Raw genomic sequence first — 16,775 nt, 5'->3', positions numbered from 1 at the left:
CATGCTGCTATAAAATAGTAGTTTCTGTAATTCTTTTTCTACTATTGTAGAAGAGTTTTTTCACACACAAAATTCCTTCCCCACATATCCATGTTATAACATGCTTACAAGGAGGGGGAATATGCATTACCGCACATTAGGTAAAACTGGAATAACTGTTTCTGAAATAGGTTTTGGCGCATGGGCAATCGGTGGTGATGAATGGGGACCTGTTAACGATAAACAATCTATAACCGCTATAAAAAAAGCAATTGAGTGTGATGTGAATTTTATTGATACTGCGGATGTGTATGGTTTAGGACATAGTGAAAAGTTGGTAGCTACCGCGATTAAAGGACATCGTAATGATATTATCCTATCAACGAAAGGTGGTTTAATCGGACATCACTACGACCCTAATGGAGTTCCTGTATATGATACTCCCGAAAAAATCATCGCCGTATTCGAAACAAGTTTACAACGTCTTCAAACAGATTATATTGATCTTTATTTTTGTCATATTTGGTGGCATAATCGTAGAGAAACAGAAGCATTTCTACGTGCATTTGACATATTAAAACGTGATGGCAAAGTAAGAGCAGTCGGTGTTTCGACTCATGATTTACAATACATTCATCATTTCAATAACAACAACGAAATTGATATCGTACAACTTGATTACAATATATTAAATCGAAAACCGGAAAAAGATATATTACCATTCTTACAAGAGAAAAATCTAGGAGCTGTTATTCGTGGTCCATTAAAAATGGGCATTTTAACTGGAAAATTCACAAATAAAACAATTTTTCCAGATGGAGATTTACGCAAAGATTGGCCAAATGAAACTTGGTTTCAAGAAGACTTACAAACCGTAGAGAAACTTCGGTTGCTCTCAAATAAAAATCAGACCCTAGGGCAACTTGCACTTCGCTATGTACTCTCTCATCCGGCAGTAAGTGTTGTAATTCCTGGTGCAAAAACAGGAACACAAGCACAAGAAAATGCAAATGCATCTGTTCGCCCTATTTTGAGTGATGAAGAGCTTAACTATATTCATTCAATATAAAAAGCCCAATCCGGGCTTTTTAATTTGGCAAACTAATATCATACTCCATTCGCTTCGCTGTGTCCTCCGCAACATGCACACCTAACAAGTTTTTCACAATATGAAATGCCATATTAATTCCAGCTGAAATTCCGGCAGATGTTATAATATGTCCTTCATCTACAAACTTTACATTTTCTATAACTTCAACATTTTGAAACTCATTTTTAAACTTTTCAATACTAGCCCAATGTGTTGTTGCTTTTAAACCTTCCAGTAAACCTGCTTTCGCCAGTAATAGCGCTCCTGTACAAACTGAAGTCATCAGCTTTACTTCTTTCATTTGTTGGCGAATCCATTTTATTACTATTTCATTTTTTATTTCATATTTTCTAGCACCTAGCCCACCCGGAATTATTAAAATATCCACTGGTGGTAAATTTTCAATACTATAATCTGGCTGTACCTTCAATCCATTCCTTGCTGTAATCATTTCCCCATTCTCGCTAACTGTATAAACAGTAAATGTTTTTTCTTCATTCACCTCAGTTACAGAAAAAACTTCAAATGGCCCTGCAAAGTCTAACACTTCTACTTCATTAAATAAAAATATACCAACACTCCATTTATTCATCATAAGTTCACTTCCTGTTTCAAATGATGTAAAAGGTGATTATATCCTTTTTCTAATGCAATATCATACGCTGTTTTCCCATCATTTTTCTTAATCATCTTATTAGCTCCATTTTTAAGGAGCAACATAATTATTTCTTCATTTCCTAATAATGCTGCTTCGTGGAGTCCTGTCCAGCCACCACTTTGCATAATATTTACATCTGATCCTTTTTCAATTAAGAAAGCGACAAGTTCACTTTGCTTGTTCGCAATTGCCGCTTGCAAAGGTGTATTTTCATTTTCGTTTTTCGCTCTACTATGTATATCTGCACCGCTTTCTACAAGAAAACTCGTTATTTCTTTCTGTCCAAAATAAGCTGCTAAATGAAGTGGTGTCCAGCCATCTTCACTACATTCGTTAACAATACTTGGACTCGCCTTTATAAACTTCACTACTTTTTCCTTATTACCACTTATAACAGCTTGTGCTATTGATTGTAAATGCTCCATAATAATCTCCCATCCTTCAAAATATTTAAGCATCTCCTTCTACATGTTCTATTAATTATTATATTTTCCTTTTAAAACCTTAAGTTTACATAATAATATTATATATCACCTTTTGTGCTTAATGCTGAATAGCAATAATGTTAAAAATACTGCCTTTAAACAATGAAGACCATGATTTCATTAGAGTTACTGAAAAAGCAAGCAAAAAACTATACACATAGTTTTCATCATATTTGTTCAGTTGCATGAACTAAAACAGGTAATGTTTATTCTGCTATTTATGCTTTCAACATATCAAATAATATTATTCCAATAAAAAAACAATCCATTTTTAAAATGGATTGTTTTTTTATTTCTGTTTTATGCGGTTTATTTTATTTTTGTATTTTCAATGATGGAATAATTACATTTACAAAAATGAAACGCTACTATCTTAGCCCCTCTTATAGTAAGTTTTTCGTTTGAAAACAAAAATACAATTTCACCTTACAATTGAAAAAACATGCGTAAAAGTTTCTAAAACAGCTGCCTTATCATACTAATCTATAGCAATTCTGTCTTCTTCCCTTACCTGTTTCCTTTAACACATACGATTTTAAAACTAGCGCCGTTAATGAATCTGTTAATGTTTTATATGATAAATTTGATAATGCCAATAGATCGTTTGTATATAACATTCTATGCTTCTCTAATAATAATAGTACTAATCGTTCAGACGGTTTTAATGCCTCGTCACTTTCTAGTATAAAGTCTATATTTTTCATTTCTCTAATTACTACTCCTTATAAAAAAATACTTTAGGTGCTAATTTAATATAAAAATAATACATAACAAAACTATAGATATATTAAAATAGCACCATCTAAAAACACTATTATACTATAACATAGAAGTAGTGTTTCCCCAAATAGGAAATGCTTTTTTATATCGCTGTAAGATTCTTGCAAACGTACATAATATTTTGTACCATTACCCGCCAAGTTTTCTTCTAATTTCGCTGCTCATCCTGATGTATTTGTAATCAATGAAGTTCTTCTAAATTTATAAACAAATAAAAAACGGTTCGTCTATCATGCCCTAAACATGAATGACAACCGTTTTCCAGCTTCTTCTTAATTAACATGTTCTATCTTAAATATTTCTTGCAATATGCGGCTTACTGTAATGACTTGTTCCACCGCCACCAACTACTACTTTACCACCTTTTTCGAAAATTAATAATTTACTTGAACCATCTGCAAGAAGCACTATTACTTCAGCATTATTACTTGTTGCTACATAAATTACATAACCACTCTTTGATATACAAGTTTCCCAATTCGAATCAAATTCTGATCTTACTACACGATTTGAATACACTTGATTTTCAATTCTATCTTGTTCTACGTTTTCCAAATTGATTCCTCCCACTTCACTAAAATAGCATTTATAGGAAAATAACAGCCCTATATTAAATAGTAGCCGACTTTAACATAAATAGTATATGTAATTAGTAGGAGAATGCTTGGACAACGAAAACGAAATAGACTTCAAAAATTTCACAATTGAAACTTCTCTTTAATCATTTCCGCCACTTCTTTTGCACTCAAATACGTGTTATTAATTTTTATATACTCTTCTTTTTCAATTTCACCATGAAGAGAGTTTAATCTATGCTTTTTCATCGTTTCTTTCAAATTATTTTCAGACCACTCAATATCTCTTTTTTTCGGTTTATGTTCTAATCTATTCGGGCTTTTATTTCGTTCTAATCTTTCATCTAATTCCGCTTCCAGCTCTACAAAATACACTGTCCCACCTTTTGATTCAAAAATACTTTCTACATTATGTATATAATCCCAATCCGCTTGGAGGTCAAATGCCCATATATACGTAAAAATCATTCCAGATAAATCACTTTTAGATACTTCTTCAAATATTTCATTACGAAATAAACTTACTAGTCTTTTTGCTTCTTTCGTACTGTAATCAAAAATTGGACTTACTAAATCAATTGTCATGTGGTTATGAAAAAGTTTTAAACCGGTTAATGTTGCTAATTATTGCCCCACTGTCATTTTTCCAACTGCTTGTGGGCCAAATATTAATATAAGTTTCATTTATTTCCCTCCAATCTTTCTCTATAAACCATTACATAAAATTAAAAATAAGGCAGCCGATTTTAAATCGATTGCCTTATTTTTTATTCATATTTTTAGTTCTATTCTTTTCGCATAGCTTCAAAAGTAATCATTTGATTTGCATTTGACGGTTCTTTTTCATAATCATATTCAGCAGAGCAAGTAATGTTAGAGAAACCTATACTTTCTAACAGAAGTTTAAACTCTTCTATTCCATACCAACGCAGTGCAAAGCGTTGTAGTTCTGTTTGTACTAACTGTCCTTTACTCCACTTTTCATATTTCAAATATGATACAGTAACTTGGTTCAGCCAATCTATTTCAATTGATTTATTTTCTAATGTGATTCCGTCTCCACTCGGCAAAGAGAAAGTCGATGTATGAATTTCCCCAGTCTTCCAGTCATGCGGAAGCATAATATCTACGATTAATCGTCCATCTGGATTAAGATGTTCATAAAAACATTTCAATGCATTTATAGAATCCACACGATTTTCAATTAAACAAAAAGATCCAGTAGGAATGATAATTGCGTCATATTTATACGGAAGTGAAAATTGTTGCAAGCTTCCTTCATATAAATTAGGATGTAAGCCTCTCTCTTTACAGCGCTTACGACAAGAATCTAGCATTTCAGGTGAATAATCTATCCCATCCACTTTAAAACCAGCCTCTAGAAGCGGAATGATGACACGCCCTGAACCTACTGCGGCTTCGAGGATTCTTCCTCTACAATCTTTTAAACGTTCTTTGTAATACTCAATATCACCATTTAAAGAATAACCGACTGGTTTTGTGTAATCATATAGTTCCGTACAAAGTGTACTATAAAAGCTAAACATTTATTTTCTCCTCCGTTTTTACGTACGGAAGATTTCAATTCAACTAATCTTCCTGTACCTCTAATTTTAATGAGATTTCGAAAGAGCTGACTGTCATAATATATCACTCACTTTCCATAGAATATAATGATATTGTATTACATAACCTTCCAATTTGAAATATAAAAATTAAAAATTCAGACTACAAATTAAAGAGCTTACTTTAGTAGGCTCTTCAGAAAAAGTATTTATTTCACAATCGGCAATGTCACTTCACTTAATTTCACTGTAAGTTTCGTGCCAGCTTTCGGTCTAATTGTATAATCATAATCACTTGCAATTAAAACAACTCCGATTTGATGCCCCGCTTTAAATACATAATCATCTGGCTGCATGTCCCATGTAAATGTATAATCTTTGCCCGGTTGAATCGCTGTTGAATTTTCTATACTCTTTAAGTTTTGTGGATCCATCCAGCCTCTCGTTACGATTTCCGGCTTCGCTCCTCCATAGTCAACAAGTAATGCTGTTAAATTTGATACAGATCGATCAATATTTCCTGTAATTGAAATCTTTGGTGTACCACTTATACGCGTATCTTTTTGCAGTACAGGCATTGTATATACTAATCGATTTGCTACTTCTAATTCTGGATTTGCTACTAATTGGTTTGATTTCATTTGTGCATCATCTAAGAATGAGAAAACTTTATTAGCCGATCCCATACTTAATGGTAAATTGACTGATTTATTACTTAAATACATACGGATTTTTGAAGGTACAGCTGATGGATCTGGCCAATTTTTTATCTTTTGCCACGTTTTATTTTCTCTTTGCACATCAACCATTGGTTCATCCATAATTCCATTTTCAATTCCGTACAACCAATAATCTAACCATTTATTTTGTGTTTGCTGCCAGTTATTACTTGATGTCCCACCATGACCACCTTGGTGTAGCCACATTTTACGAGGAACATTATTTTCTCCAAGTGCTTCCCACCATTGCGCGAACTGTTTTGTTTTAACATTCCAATCGTTTAAACCATGAACAACAAATACACTCGCTTTTACATTTTTAGCATCTTTTACATAGTTACGTTTATCCCAAAAATCATTATAATTACCTGTTTTTCGGTCTTGTCCAGCCGTTAACTCTTTTATAACTTGTCCGCAAACTTCAGGGTTTTCCCTTGTCAGTACTGCTTCTGCCATATTATCTGTATCTTCCCCTTGATATCCGCCTGGAGCAATGACTGCACCATTTGCACGATAATAATCATACCAACTACTAATTGCTGCGATTGGAATAATTGTTTTTAAACCTTCAACTCCAGTAGTCGCAACAGCATTTGGTAATGTACCATTATAGGAAACTCCAGTCATACCTACATTTCCTGTAGACCAATTTGCCTGAACTTCCTCACCCTGTTCTGTAAATGCTTTCGCGCGACCGTTTACCCAATCAATAACAGATTTTGTCCCGAGTATCTCTTGTTCATCTCCAGTTGTAGGGCATCCATCTGATTTTCCAGTACCAATACTTTCGCCTAGAATAACTGCATAACCTCTTGGCACGTAATAGTTCCCATACGAACCAAGATTAACCGCTCCATACGGTTTTCCTTCATACGCATACAATTCTTCATCTACATTATATACAGGAACATCTTTTAATCCAGATCGATATGGACTCATTTCATAAATAACAGGAACTTTCACATTCGGATCTGTCTTTGGACGCATAACTTTTATCGATACTCTGTCTTTCTTACCGTCTCGATCACTATCAACTTCTGTCTCTACATATAAATTTTCGATAATAGCTTCATCGAGAGAATAAATCGGTTTTGTCATCCCATTTTCTAATTCAATTTTCGTACTTTTAGTCTCTTCCTTCTTCTCTGCATGCACATCCATAGTAAAGCTAGGTATAATTGTTGCAGATAGCATTGCTGACAGTGTAATTGCCATTTTCTTTTTACTCAAAATGTTCCCTCCCCTTATTCGTTCTCTTTTACTATATAACAAAATAACTGAAAATTCAGTTTTATTTTATATAAAAGTTGAGAAACTCAAAGATTTCTTATTAAGTAAAATTTAATGCAGGTATGAAAGTATTTTCCCACTTCCTCCTTCTTTATAAAGTGAAACTTTAATCAGCCCTCACCAATTGGGCGTTTACGATCAGCAGGGCCACTTCTTTGCTTTCGCTGAATTTTGAGGTGGGGTCTTACTGCCCGGCAAATAGCGGGATAAATAGAGAAAAAGACAACCGATATTTCTATCGCTTGCCTTACATTCCATTTATTATTTTTCTAACTCTTTAAAGGTATCTTTCAAGTCTTTATCAGATACCTTTATATCTGCATTTTTAAGCAGTTCTCTAGTAACTTGTTGATGGAATTGAGGATCTTGTATACGTTGCTGTTCTAATTCTTTACGAATATTCTCTTTCTCTTCCTCATACGGTTTAAGCTCTTTTTTATCCGTTAGCTTAATAATATGATATCCGAAAGAAGATTTAACAGGTTCACTCAATTGACCAACTTCTAACTTATACGCAGCATCCTCAAATTCTTTCACCATCATACCAGGTCCAAATTCAGATAGTTCCCCACCTTTTTCTTTAGAACCTGGATCCTCTGAATATTGTTTAGCCAATGCCGCGAAATCTTCGCCACTATTTAATTTTTCTTTAATTTCTTTTGCTGTCTTTTCATCTTTTACTAAAATATGGCTAACTTGAAGCTTTGGCTTATAATGATCTTTAATATCTTTTTCCGTTACGGTTGCTTTAATAGCTTTTTCAAAAGCAAAAGTAAGCTTTAATTTCTCTTTCAACTGATCTTCATTTTTCACACCATTGGATTCCATATATGTATTAAAATTATCGCCCATCTTGTCTTTTAATTCTTTTACTTGTTTCGTTACCTCTTCATCCGTAACTTTATATTTATCATTTAATACTTTTTCTACTACCATTTCAGATAAATTCTGTTTACCGTAGTTTTCTTTTAATTTTTTGTTAAAATCACTTTCTGAAATGCTTCCTGATTTTGTCGTTACAATATTATCTGATGAACCACATGCAGATAAAGATAACGTCATACCCATTAAAATGCTACCAATTACTAATTTCTTTCTTTTCAAATCTGAATACCTCACTTCATTAAATTCAAATATAACCATTTAAATATAACGTTTTCCTGTGAACTTCACGTGAATTTAATGAAAGTAGAACATTTGCTAATTCTCCATTTAATACATCAATTTTGAACATTATGGTGATTCATCCTGTATCGCTAATCTCTAAAGCTGCAAAAAGGACTAATATTTTCATTAGTCCTTTTTCACATTTATATAAAATTGAATTTCTCCATCTATAGAGGAAACTCCATATTCAAAACCATGCCTTTCTAAAATACTTTTCACTATCGCTAAACCTAATCCTGTACCTGATTTTTCTTTACTACGAGAAGATTCTAGTACATAAAAAGGCTCCCAAATTTTCTCGATATCCTTAATTTTATCCGTAGGAATGCCATTTTTTATTTGGAAATATATACTTTTATTTCTATCTTCTAATGTAATTATTATGTTTTGATTTGCTGTATATTTTATCGCATTAGAAATTAAATTTTGAAACACCATTCTCATTTTATTTAAATCTGCATAAACGATTGTATCGCCCGCATTACAATTTACTTGCAAGTTAATTTCTTTCGAATCCAGTTCAATCTGATGCTTATCTAATATACTCTGGACCAGTGGTTCAATGGGGAATTCTTCTTTTTGTAAAATATCTCTTTCTAGTTTAGAAAATCGTAATAGTTCTTCAATTAAGTTTGATATTTGATCTGTTTGTTTAATAATTGTATCTACATAAGTCCCATCATCTAATCCATCTTTAATCCCCATAGAGTATGCTTTTACTAATGCGATCGGTGTCTTTAATTCATGCGTTACATCACCCATAAATCGTTTTAAATGTTCATTACGATCAGTTAAATCTTGATGTGCTTCATGTAGTTTTTCGCTCATGATATTAATACTATTGGCCAACTCTCCTATTTCATCATTCGTTTTCACTTTCGTTCTTTTAAACTGTAAATGTGAAATATCCTGAGCTACATCACTTAGCTCTTTCAGTGGCGTCGTTATTATTTTTGAAAGTATCCACACAAGTAAAATAATAAGAAGCAGCGAGAAACATACGATGTATAAGTAAAATGTATTTAACGTATTTATAATTTCATTTGAATTCGCAATGGAAGTACCAATTAAAATTATCGTATCATCTTTCGCAATATATTTAGCAAAAAAACTCGCTTTTACCTTTCCTTGATCGTACAGTTTATTCGATTGCCCTTCCGTTTTCACTTTCATGACTTCGTCTTTCGTAATCCAAAGCTTATTTAACGTTACTTTCTTTTTCGTAAGTTGCATGCGTAACGCGTCGTTCATAGCATCTTCTGACTGATTAATTGGCGTATACGCAATTGTAACGTTATTTTCACTTTCAATTATATGGATAACATCTTCTAAGTCATTGACTGGCGCATTTTGTATTTGAGTTGTAAATTCATTTAAGTTCTCACGTGTTTTATAAATATTATATTTCGGCAGGAGATAGTTAATTAACAATAAAGAAATTGTAAATATAAGAATAACGGTTAAAGAAATGCTGAGAAATAGCTTTTTCCCAAGTTTATTCATTTTGTTCCTCCAAACTATAACCCAGCCCACGATGCGTCTTAATAATATTTTCTCCAATTTTTTTACGCAGCCTTCTTACATGTGTATCAACCGTTCTCTCTTCTCCAAAATAGTCAAATCCCCATACAATGTCTAACAATTTTTTACGAGTTAAAATAGTTCCTTTATGATTTAAAAAGCATTTTATTAATTCGAGCTCTGTTTTTGTAATTTCTAACTCTATATCATTTTTATATACTTTATTTTTGGCGAAATTTATCTTTACATCTTGTACTTGAATAATATCATCATGCTGAATAAGTTTTTTCGCTCGTGTAATTAGTACTCCTGGATGAAATGGTTTTTTTACGTACTCATCTGCCCCACTTTGAAGCGCTGCTAATTCATCTTCACTTTCACTTTTCGCCGTAAGCATTAATACTTTTACGCTTGAATTCTTTTTTATTTCCTGACAGACAGTAATACCACTATGTTTCGGCATCATCCAATCCAAAATAGCTAAATCAATTTTTTCATCATAAAATATTTGAAGTGCTTCCTCTCCGTCTTTCGCTAATAATACTTCAAAGCCTTCTTTTTCAAAATAAGCTTTTAAAATCCTTAACATATCTTGTTCGTCATCTGCAATTAAAACTTTCATATTTTTTCCTCCATTGCTTTTAAACAAAAACCAATTGTATCATACAACATCTTTGTTACATGAATGTGACAGAAAAATATTTAAAGCTTTTGAGGGGATAGTAATGGTGAGGTGTTGTACTATGATAAAAAAAATCGGGGTCATTTCTCTTCTTCTATTTCTATTATCAACAAATGCGTTCGCAAATACAAATCAACAAATTGAAGTATTTGATTGTCAAAAAGAAATGGTCATTCAAAAACAATCTTTAGATCCAGTAATCCAAAAAGAAGCAGTTCAATACGCTAAATCAATTACTGGTCCATTTAAAAACTTAAATGTCGTTCCAAAAGATGGCTATATGATAAAAATCCCTTTATCTAAGCCGGTTTCTATTACTAATCAATGGTTACACACTACAATAGACGAAGTACTTATACTACTCCCACTAAAAGAAAAGCCTTATATTATGCTTTATGATGATGAAAATAATCCGCATTTTTATTATGTAAAAGGTAAACCAGGATTATTATTGAAACAAATGAAGGTTAAAATGTAATTGAATGAAAAGGAGTCACCTTATAAGCTAAATTTTAAAAGCTAAGGTGCTCTTTTTTATAATAACAATTTGGTAAATGAAATTATAAAAGTTGTTTTTTTATATAAGGGTCGCAACTTCATATATATCAGCGATTTTTAAGATATATCGATTTACCAACAAAAACCCTGTCCGTAGCTATTCTTTGGATAGTAATCTCTATAATAGTTTGTAGTGACTCGATCCCTTATATAATCCCCCTTTTACAAATCCATTTGCAGTATAAAACACATCCCCTTGCTTCGTGTCAGCATGTAAAACAATCACTTCAAAATACTTTTCCGCATGACATAATAGTTGGTTTAATAATAAGTTCCCTAACCCTATACGCCGATAATCCCTTGAAATATAAAATCTCCTTAACCGCACAATCTTATTGTCTTTTGTGTACGGATCCTCATTTAAACCTCCAACTCCAATTAACATATCACCTTGGAAAACACCATATAAACATTCTCCAGTTTTATTGAATACATTTATTTTGTTTTTATATTCATTTATTAGTCTTATAAGGAAATTAAAACCTTCTTCTTCACTGTCTTGAACGAGATGACTGAATTCATACTCCATTAAATTTTCTATTTTTTGAATATGTATATCTTTCAAGTCCATTCCCCCTAAGTATGAAAACACATAAAAATGCTCGAGAATCATTTATTCTGAGCATTTTTATGGTTGTTACTTTATGTAATTCATAGCGTGCGTATTCTTCACTTCAGATAATATCCCCTTCAACTCCATTAAATCATCTATTACTATATCAGCCTGAGCAAGTTCATCTTCTTGCGCAAAATCAAAATTACATCCAATCGCAAGTAAACCGTTGTCTTTCGCTGCATTTATATCAGATAGCCGGTCACCAACTACCGCTGCCTCTTTTATATCATATTTGTTCATAATACTTTTAACTAAGTCACCTTTATTTAGCGATTGTATTTGTTCAATACTAAACGTTTCAGTCACCCACTTGTCTAAAGCATAATAAGTTACGATTGCTCTTAAATATTCTTTCAAACCATTACTAGCAATGTAAATTGAACAATTATTTTCTTTTATATATGTAAATATTTCTTTTACATTTGGATATAAAGCGCCTTTTCCGCTTTTTATGTTTTCAATTAGTCTATCTAAAAAATATGCATCTGTTTGTTCTCTTATTTCAATAGAATGGTCCGGTAATAAAGCTTCCCAAACTTTCGGTAGCGGCACACCCATAATTTCACGGTATTTTTCAATCGGTGTTACCGTATCCCATAATTGAAGTGATCTTAAGTGATCAAAAGTATCATCTAGCGATAATTCTAAAATTTTATCTGTTTGAAATAATGTTCCATCCATATCAAAAATTAATGCTTGTAACATTCCTATCTCTCCTTTTGGACTATAGTTTTACCAGATATATTTTTAAGCATCTCAATAATAATTTCTGAACAATAATTCGCAGCAGTTTTCGCGAAGTCATCATAAGAAACTTGAGCTTCATCATCTGCGCTGTCAGAAATACATCGTATAACAAGAAACGGTATATCATTTATGTAGGCGACATGTCCAATTGCTGCTCCTTCCATTTCTGTACAATGAGGTGCGTATTCGTCTATTAATTTCGCCTTTAACTTTGAATCTTCAACAAAACATTCACCGCTGACGATTCTTCCTTCATGAACCCTAGTACGTAAACTACTACTATTACATGCTTTACGTGCTAACTCTACCAATTCCTTACTTGCGATAAATTCTTCCTTGAACGGAAATAAGTTTTTCATTTGATTTTTACTTACATCATGATGGGTTACGTTAGTTGAAATAACTAAATTGCCAACTTTTACATCTGGATGTAACCCACCAGCAACGCCTGTATTAATGATAGAGTCTACATCAAATTTATGAATTAATGTTTGCGCGCATGCAGCTGCATTTACTTTCCCTACACCAGAACGTGTAATAATTACTTCTATTCCCATGAATTCTCCAATATAAAAAGGCATTCCCGCTATTGTCTGTTCCTCTTGTATAACTAGTTTTTCTAAAAGTAAATCTATTTCAATTTGCATTGCTCCAATAATGCCGATTCTGTTCATGTATGTAGTCTCCTTTATTAATTAATCCCTTTAATCCTCTCAGACATAACCGACAATAAAAATTTCGGAAGTACAAGTTGTCTCTTTAACCTTTTCGGCTGTGAGAGTAACCTATACAGCCATTCAGTTCCGGTATCCCTCATCATTTTCGGTGCTCTTTTTACAGTACCAGATATTATATCAATCATGCCTCCGATACCAATAGATAGCGGAACGTTTAATGTTTGTATGTTTTCATAGATGAACTCTTCTTGTTTTGGTGAACCTAGTCCTACTAGTAGTAAATGCGGCTTGAATTGCTTAATTTTCATTTTTATTTCTTCTATTTCTTCACCATTTACAAATCCATGCTGTCCTTTAAACTGCGCCCCTGGGAACTGCTCATTTAATTTTTCTAATACCTTTTTATTACTTTCTGGAGCGGCTCCAAAAAGAAAGACACGATATTCATTGTCGTTACAATATTTTATTAAATCGTGAGTTAAATCCGCTCCAGTAACACGTTCTTTCAAAGTTCCTTTTAATATTTTCGAGCCAATTATGACACCAATCCCATCCGCTGTTATTAAATCCGCAGATAGTAACATCTTTTTAAACTGCTTTGATTTTTCCGTATTTTCCTTTGCAGACATAACAATTTCAGGATTTGCAGTTACTACAAACCTTGGTTTCTCTTGTTGTTCATGTAGCCAACCTTTTAATAAACTTATAGCTTTTGCATATTCTAAAGTTGAAAAAGGTATACCTTTTATAAACTGCTGATCCACTATACTCTCCCCTTACATAAGCTGCAAATATTCATCAATATCTTTAGAAATTTGAATAAAAGCCTTATTCCAAAATTCATAATTTCTTATATCTATTTCAAAATATTTTTTCATAAGCTCCTCTACTGGAACCTTTCCTGTTTCTCGTAAAAACTCTTTATATTTCGAATGAAAAGTACCTTTACTTTCTTGAGCGATTTCTAATAAACTAAAACTTACTAAATATCCAATTGTGTATGGATAATTGTAAAAAGGAACATCTGCTATATAAAATTGAATATATTTCATCCATACAAACGGTTGGTATTCACTTAAAGCATTTCCATAAGCTTCTTTCTGTGCCATTATAGATAATTTCTCAATTTCATCAGCACTTAAAGGACCCTCTTTACATTTTTCATAAAATGTTTTTTCAAACTGATACGATGCTCGTATTGCCATTACATAATTAAAACTATTTCTTATTTTCCAGCTAAGTAATGACTTTTTCATATCTTTACTATCCGTTGTTTCAATTAGATAATTTAAGAGTACCGTTTCAAAGAAAATAGATGCTGATTCAGCCGTACTCATTGGCAAATTATCATCTAAAAAAGATATAGATTGTTCGAAACTCATATTATAAAAATGCCAAGCGTGTCCTAATTCATGAGCGAGCACTCTTACACTATCTATACTCCCATCATAGCGCATTGAAATTCGTGATTCTTTCTCACTGAAAAATGGAGCACAAAACCCACCTGGTGGTTTATTCTCTCTCGGTTCAGCATCTACCCATCCACTTTCTATCGCATTACGTGCAAATTCTGCTAATTCTTCATCAATATTCTTACATGCATCATAAACGTTTTGTACTGCTACTGAAAAAGGAATTATAACCTCATTACTTTCCTTTACTGTCATAAGTTCATGCCATGTAATTGACTCTTTTCCCTTCTTATACACGTTTAAAGCACTTACTAATTTATATCAAGGTTTTCTTCTGTCGCATTCCACATTTGGAATAATACAGCTTCTGAAATGCCATTCGCATGAAAAGATTGTGTTAAAATCTCTCTATCTTCTATTTCATTACTCTTTGCATTACGCAATCTCCCTATTTGATTTAATACAGTAGCAAAGATTTCTTTTTCCTTATGTAAAGTACTTGTAAGTAACTCGAATACTTCTAATCTTTCCTTTTCATTTTCACTATTCATTGCAATATTATTTGCTTGTCCAAAGGATAATTGTTTATTATTGTGCTCTATTTCTATCCTATCCCGTAATTGTATGTACATATCTTCCCACGCACTAAGTTCATTTTTTATAAACTTAATATTAATATTATCGGAAGTTTCTACTTCACTATGTTTTATTATTTGCTGTACTTCACTTTTTAGTTCCTTCACTTTCACATTCAATTTAGTAAGGTCAGATGAAACACTTTCTTCAACCCATTGACAATACAAATAGTATTCTGCTTTTTCAATAGCTTGTATAAGCTTTGAAAGAACCTCTACATCTTTTGTTACAAAATATTGCTCTTTCAACTCTAAAATCGGAAATAGAATATCCTCATTCAAATACAATCGATTTAAATCCCATCTAGCAATTTCTTGCATTTTTATAGCCGCCTCCTATTTTTACAAATAGTTACAGATATTTCTTCCTACACAATTATATATGAAATAAAAAAATTTCGATATCCTTAAATATTCAGATTCCTATAAATGCATTCTTATTTATATCTTTTCTTCTACCATAAAGTATCATTTCACATATAAAAAATAATCCCTCTACAGGATTGCATTTGATATAGGCTAACTTCAAAGGTTTCATCTTCATCCATACCATATCGACCGATTATCACAGATTAAAAAATAAAAAAGGATTGATCAAAAGATCAATCCTTTACTCTACTTCATTTAAGAAAAATAACGTTATAACGCCAGGACCTGTATGTGCACCGATTGCTGCACCAATTGTATTTACGATAAATACTTCACAGCCAAATCTTTCCGTAATTAATGCTTTTAATGCTTCAGCTGTTTCTAAATCGTCACCGTGAGTCATACCGATTGTTTGACCTTTAAGGTCTTTACCACGCTCTTCCATAATATCAACAATTCGGCTTAATACTTTCTTTTTCCCTCTTACCTTTTCAAGTGGTACAAGTTTTCCTTCTTCCACGTTTAAGATAGGCTTAATGTTTAGTAAACCACCGATAAAACCAGCTACTTTACTTAAACGTCCACCTCTAACAAGGTACTGTAAGTCAGCTACAGTGAAGATGTGCTCCATATGGTTCATTAGAAAAGCGACACGGTTTAAAATATCTTCTTTTGATGCGCCGTTTTTTGCCATTTTAGCAGCTTCTAATACGACAAGCCCTTGACCAAGCGAAGCACATTTCGTATCAATAATTTCTAAATCTAAATCTGCATATGTTTCTTTTACTTCCTCTTTAATGACAACTGATGATTGATATGTACCAGACAGTTCAGATGAAAAAGCTAAATATATACAAGGATTACCTTCTTTTGCATAAGAAACAAATTTTTCTTGGAAAGTTTCAAGTGAAGGCAATGACGTTTTATAAACAGCGCCTTCTCTCATTTTTTGCAGTAATGTAACTGACTCTAATGTTACTCCATCTAAATACTCTGTTTCTACTTCATCATATACACGGAGTGGAATTAAATCAATATCATATGCTTGCAGCAATTCTACTGGTAAATCCGCCGCACTATCCGTAATGATTTTAACACCCATTTTTAAACCTCTATTCTGTTATAAATATAAAATAATAAAATAAAAATAGTACTTTTAAATTATATACGTAAAACTTAAATGAAGAAAGGAAAACACTTTATATTGTATGCACTATTCTTCAAAACTTGAACTATTAATGAAAATGGTT

Annotated in this window: 16 protein-coding genes and 2 pseudogenes; 2 read left to right on the top strand and 16 right to left on the bottom strand. The window is 32.4% G+C overall.

Annotation, left to right across the window (positions count from 1 at the left end):
* Positions 1-121: 121 nt before the first annotated feature.
* Positions 122-1,048: an aldo/keto reductase gene (locus CGQ22_RS12185; RefSeq protein ID WP_089148747.1), complete on the top strand. Its 927-nt coding sequence runs from the start codon at positions 122-124 to the stop codon at positions 1,046-1,048.
* A gap of 19 nt (positions 1,049-1,067) precedes the next feature.
* Here CGQ22_RS12185 and CGQ22_RS12180 read toward each other — a convergent pair whose 3' ends face one another.
* From CGQ22_RS12180 to CGQ22_RS12135, 10 genes and pseudogenes are all read right to left on the bottom strand, one after another.
* On the bottom strand, positions 1,068-1,664 hold the full coding sequence (locus tag CGQ22_RS12180; RefSeq protein WP_000981432.1) for a DJ-1/PfpI family protein: 597 nt from the start codon (positions 1,662-1,664) through the stop codon (positions 1,068-1,070).
* Positions 1,661-2,152 carry an ankyrin repeat domain-containing protein gene (locus CGQ22_RS12175; RefSeq protein WP_000400685.1) on the bottom strand — a complete coding sequence of 164 codons (492 nt, stop codon included), beginning with the start codon at positions 2,150-2,152 and terminating at the stop codon, positions 1,661-1,663. The genes CGQ22_RS12180 and CGQ22_RS12175 overlap by 4 nt, the downstream gene beginning before the upstream one ends.
* A gap of 533 nt (positions 2,153-2,685) precedes the next feature.
* Positions 2,686-2,916, bottom strand: coding sequence for a hypothetical protein (locus CGQ22_RS12170; RefSeq protein WP_000789031.1), 231 nt, complete (start codon positions 2,914-2,916; stop codon positions 2,686-2,688).
* Between the two features lie 367 nt (positions 2,917-3,283).
* The gene (locus tag CGQ22_RS12165) at positions 3,284-3,547 is read right to left on the bottom strand and encodes a hypothetical protein (RefSeq protein ID WP_000432429.1); all 264 of its coding nucleotides are present in this window, start codon (positions 3,545-3,547) and stop codon (positions 3,284-3,286) included.
* A 143-nt stretch (positions 3,548-3,690) separates the two neighbouring features.
* Positions 3,691-4,251: pseudogene (locus tag CGQ22_RS12160) on the bottom strand (AAA family ATPase).
* A gap of 101 nt (positions 4,252-4,352) precedes the next feature.
* Positions 4,353-5,114, bottom strand: coding sequence for a class I SAM-dependent methyltransferase (locus tag CGQ22_RS12155; protein ID WP_000490915.1), 762 nt, complete (start codon positions 5,112-5,114; stop codon positions 4,353-4,355).
* 227 nt (positions 5,115-5,341) lie between these two features.
* Positions 5,342-7,081 (bottom strand): Xaa-Pro dipeptidyl-peptidase, encoded by a 1,740-nt coding sequence (locus CGQ22_RS12150; RefSeq protein ID WP_089148746.1) that lies wholly within the window; start codon positions 7,079-7,081, stop codon positions 5,342-5,344.
* Positions 7,082-7,402: 321 nt separating this feature from the next.
* A complete protein-coding gene (locus CGQ22_RS12145; RefSeq protein WP_089148845.1) occupies positions 7,403-8,245 on the bottom strand; it encodes a peptidylprolyl isomerase PrsA in 843 nt (280 codons plus the stop codon).
* A 189-nt stretch (positions 8,246-8,434) separates the two neighbouring features.
* The gene (locus tag CGQ22_RS12140) at positions 8,435-9,811 is read right to left on the bottom strand and encodes a sensor histidine kinase (RefSeq protein ID WP_001037265.1); all 1,377 of its coding nucleotides are present in this window, start codon (positions 9,809-9,811) and stop codon (positions 8,435-8,437) included.
* Positions 9,804-10,451: a response regulator transcription factor gene (locus tag CGQ22_RS12135; RefSeq protein ID WP_000865978.1), complete on the bottom strand. Its 648-nt coding sequence runs from the start codon at positions 10,449-10,451 to the stop codon at positions 9,804-9,806. The genes CGQ22_RS12140 and CGQ22_RS12135 overlap by 8 nt, the downstream gene beginning before the upstream one ends.
* 121 nt (positions 10,452-10,572) lie before the next feature.
* On the opposite strand from CGQ22_RS12135, the gene CGQ22_RS12130 reads away from it, so the two are divergent.
* Positions 10,573-10,989 (top strand): hypothetical protein, encoded by a 417-nt coding sequence (locus CGQ22_RS12130; protein WP_000591771.1) that lies wholly within the window; start codon positions 10,573-10,575, stop codon positions 10,987-10,989.
* Between the two features lie 198 nt (positions 10,990-11,187).
* On the opposite strand, the gene CGQ22_RS12125 is transcribed toward CGQ22_RS12130, so the two are convergent.
* The 6 genes and pseudogenes from CGQ22_RS12125 to CGQ22_RS12100 form a co-directional block, all read right to left on the bottom strand.
* Positions 11,188-11,682 (bottom strand): GNAT family N-acetyltransferase, encoded by a 495-nt coding sequence (locus tag CGQ22_RS12125; protein ID WP_057187471.1) that lies wholly within the window; start codon positions 11,680-11,682, stop codon positions 11,188-11,190.
* Positions 11,683-11,706: 24 nt separating this feature from the next.
* On the bottom strand, positions 11,707-12,390 hold the full coding sequence (locus CGQ22_RS12120) for an HAD hydrolase-like protein (protein ID WP_002181464.1): 684 nt from the start codon (positions 12,388-12,390) through the stop codon (positions 11,707-11,709).
* Between the two features lie 2 nt (positions 12,391-12,392).
* The gene (locus tag CGQ22_RS12115) at positions 12,393-13,106 is read right to left on the bottom strand and encodes a 5'-methylthioadenosine/adenosylhomocysteine nucleosidase (RefSeq protein WP_089148745.1); all 714 of its coding nucleotides are present in this window, start codon (positions 13,104-13,106) and stop codon (positions 12,393-12,395) included.
* 17 nt (positions 13,107-13,123) lie between these two features.
* Positions 13,124-13,873 carry a WecB/TagA/CpsF family glycosyltransferase gene (locus CGQ22_RS12110; RefSeq protein ID WP_000372660.1) on the bottom strand — a complete coding sequence of 250 codons (750 nt, stop codon included), beginning with the start codon at positions 13,871-13,873 and terminating at the stop codon, positions 13,124-13,126.
* Positions 13,874-13,885: 12 nt separating this feature from the next.
* Positions 13,886-15,477, bottom strand: a pseudogene (locus CGQ22_RS12105) (M3 family metallopeptidase).
* Between the two features lie 289 nt (positions 15,478-15,766).
* Positions 15,767-16,627: a DegV family protein gene (locus CGQ22_RS12100; RefSeq protein ID WP_000538299.1), complete on the bottom strand. Its 861-nt coding sequence runs from the start codon at positions 16,625-16,627 to the stop codon at positions 15,767-15,769.
* Between the last annotated feature and the right edge of the window lie 148 nt (positions 16,628-16,775).

This window comes from Bacillus sp. M13(2017), assembly GCF_002218325.1.
Taxonomy (GTDB): domain Bacteria; phylum Bacillota; class Bacilli; order Bacillales; family Bacillaceae_G; genus Bacillus_A; species Bacillus_A thuringiensis_K.
Note: the sequence above shows the minus strand (reverse complement) of the source record. Positions and strands in the feature narration are given on the sequence as shown.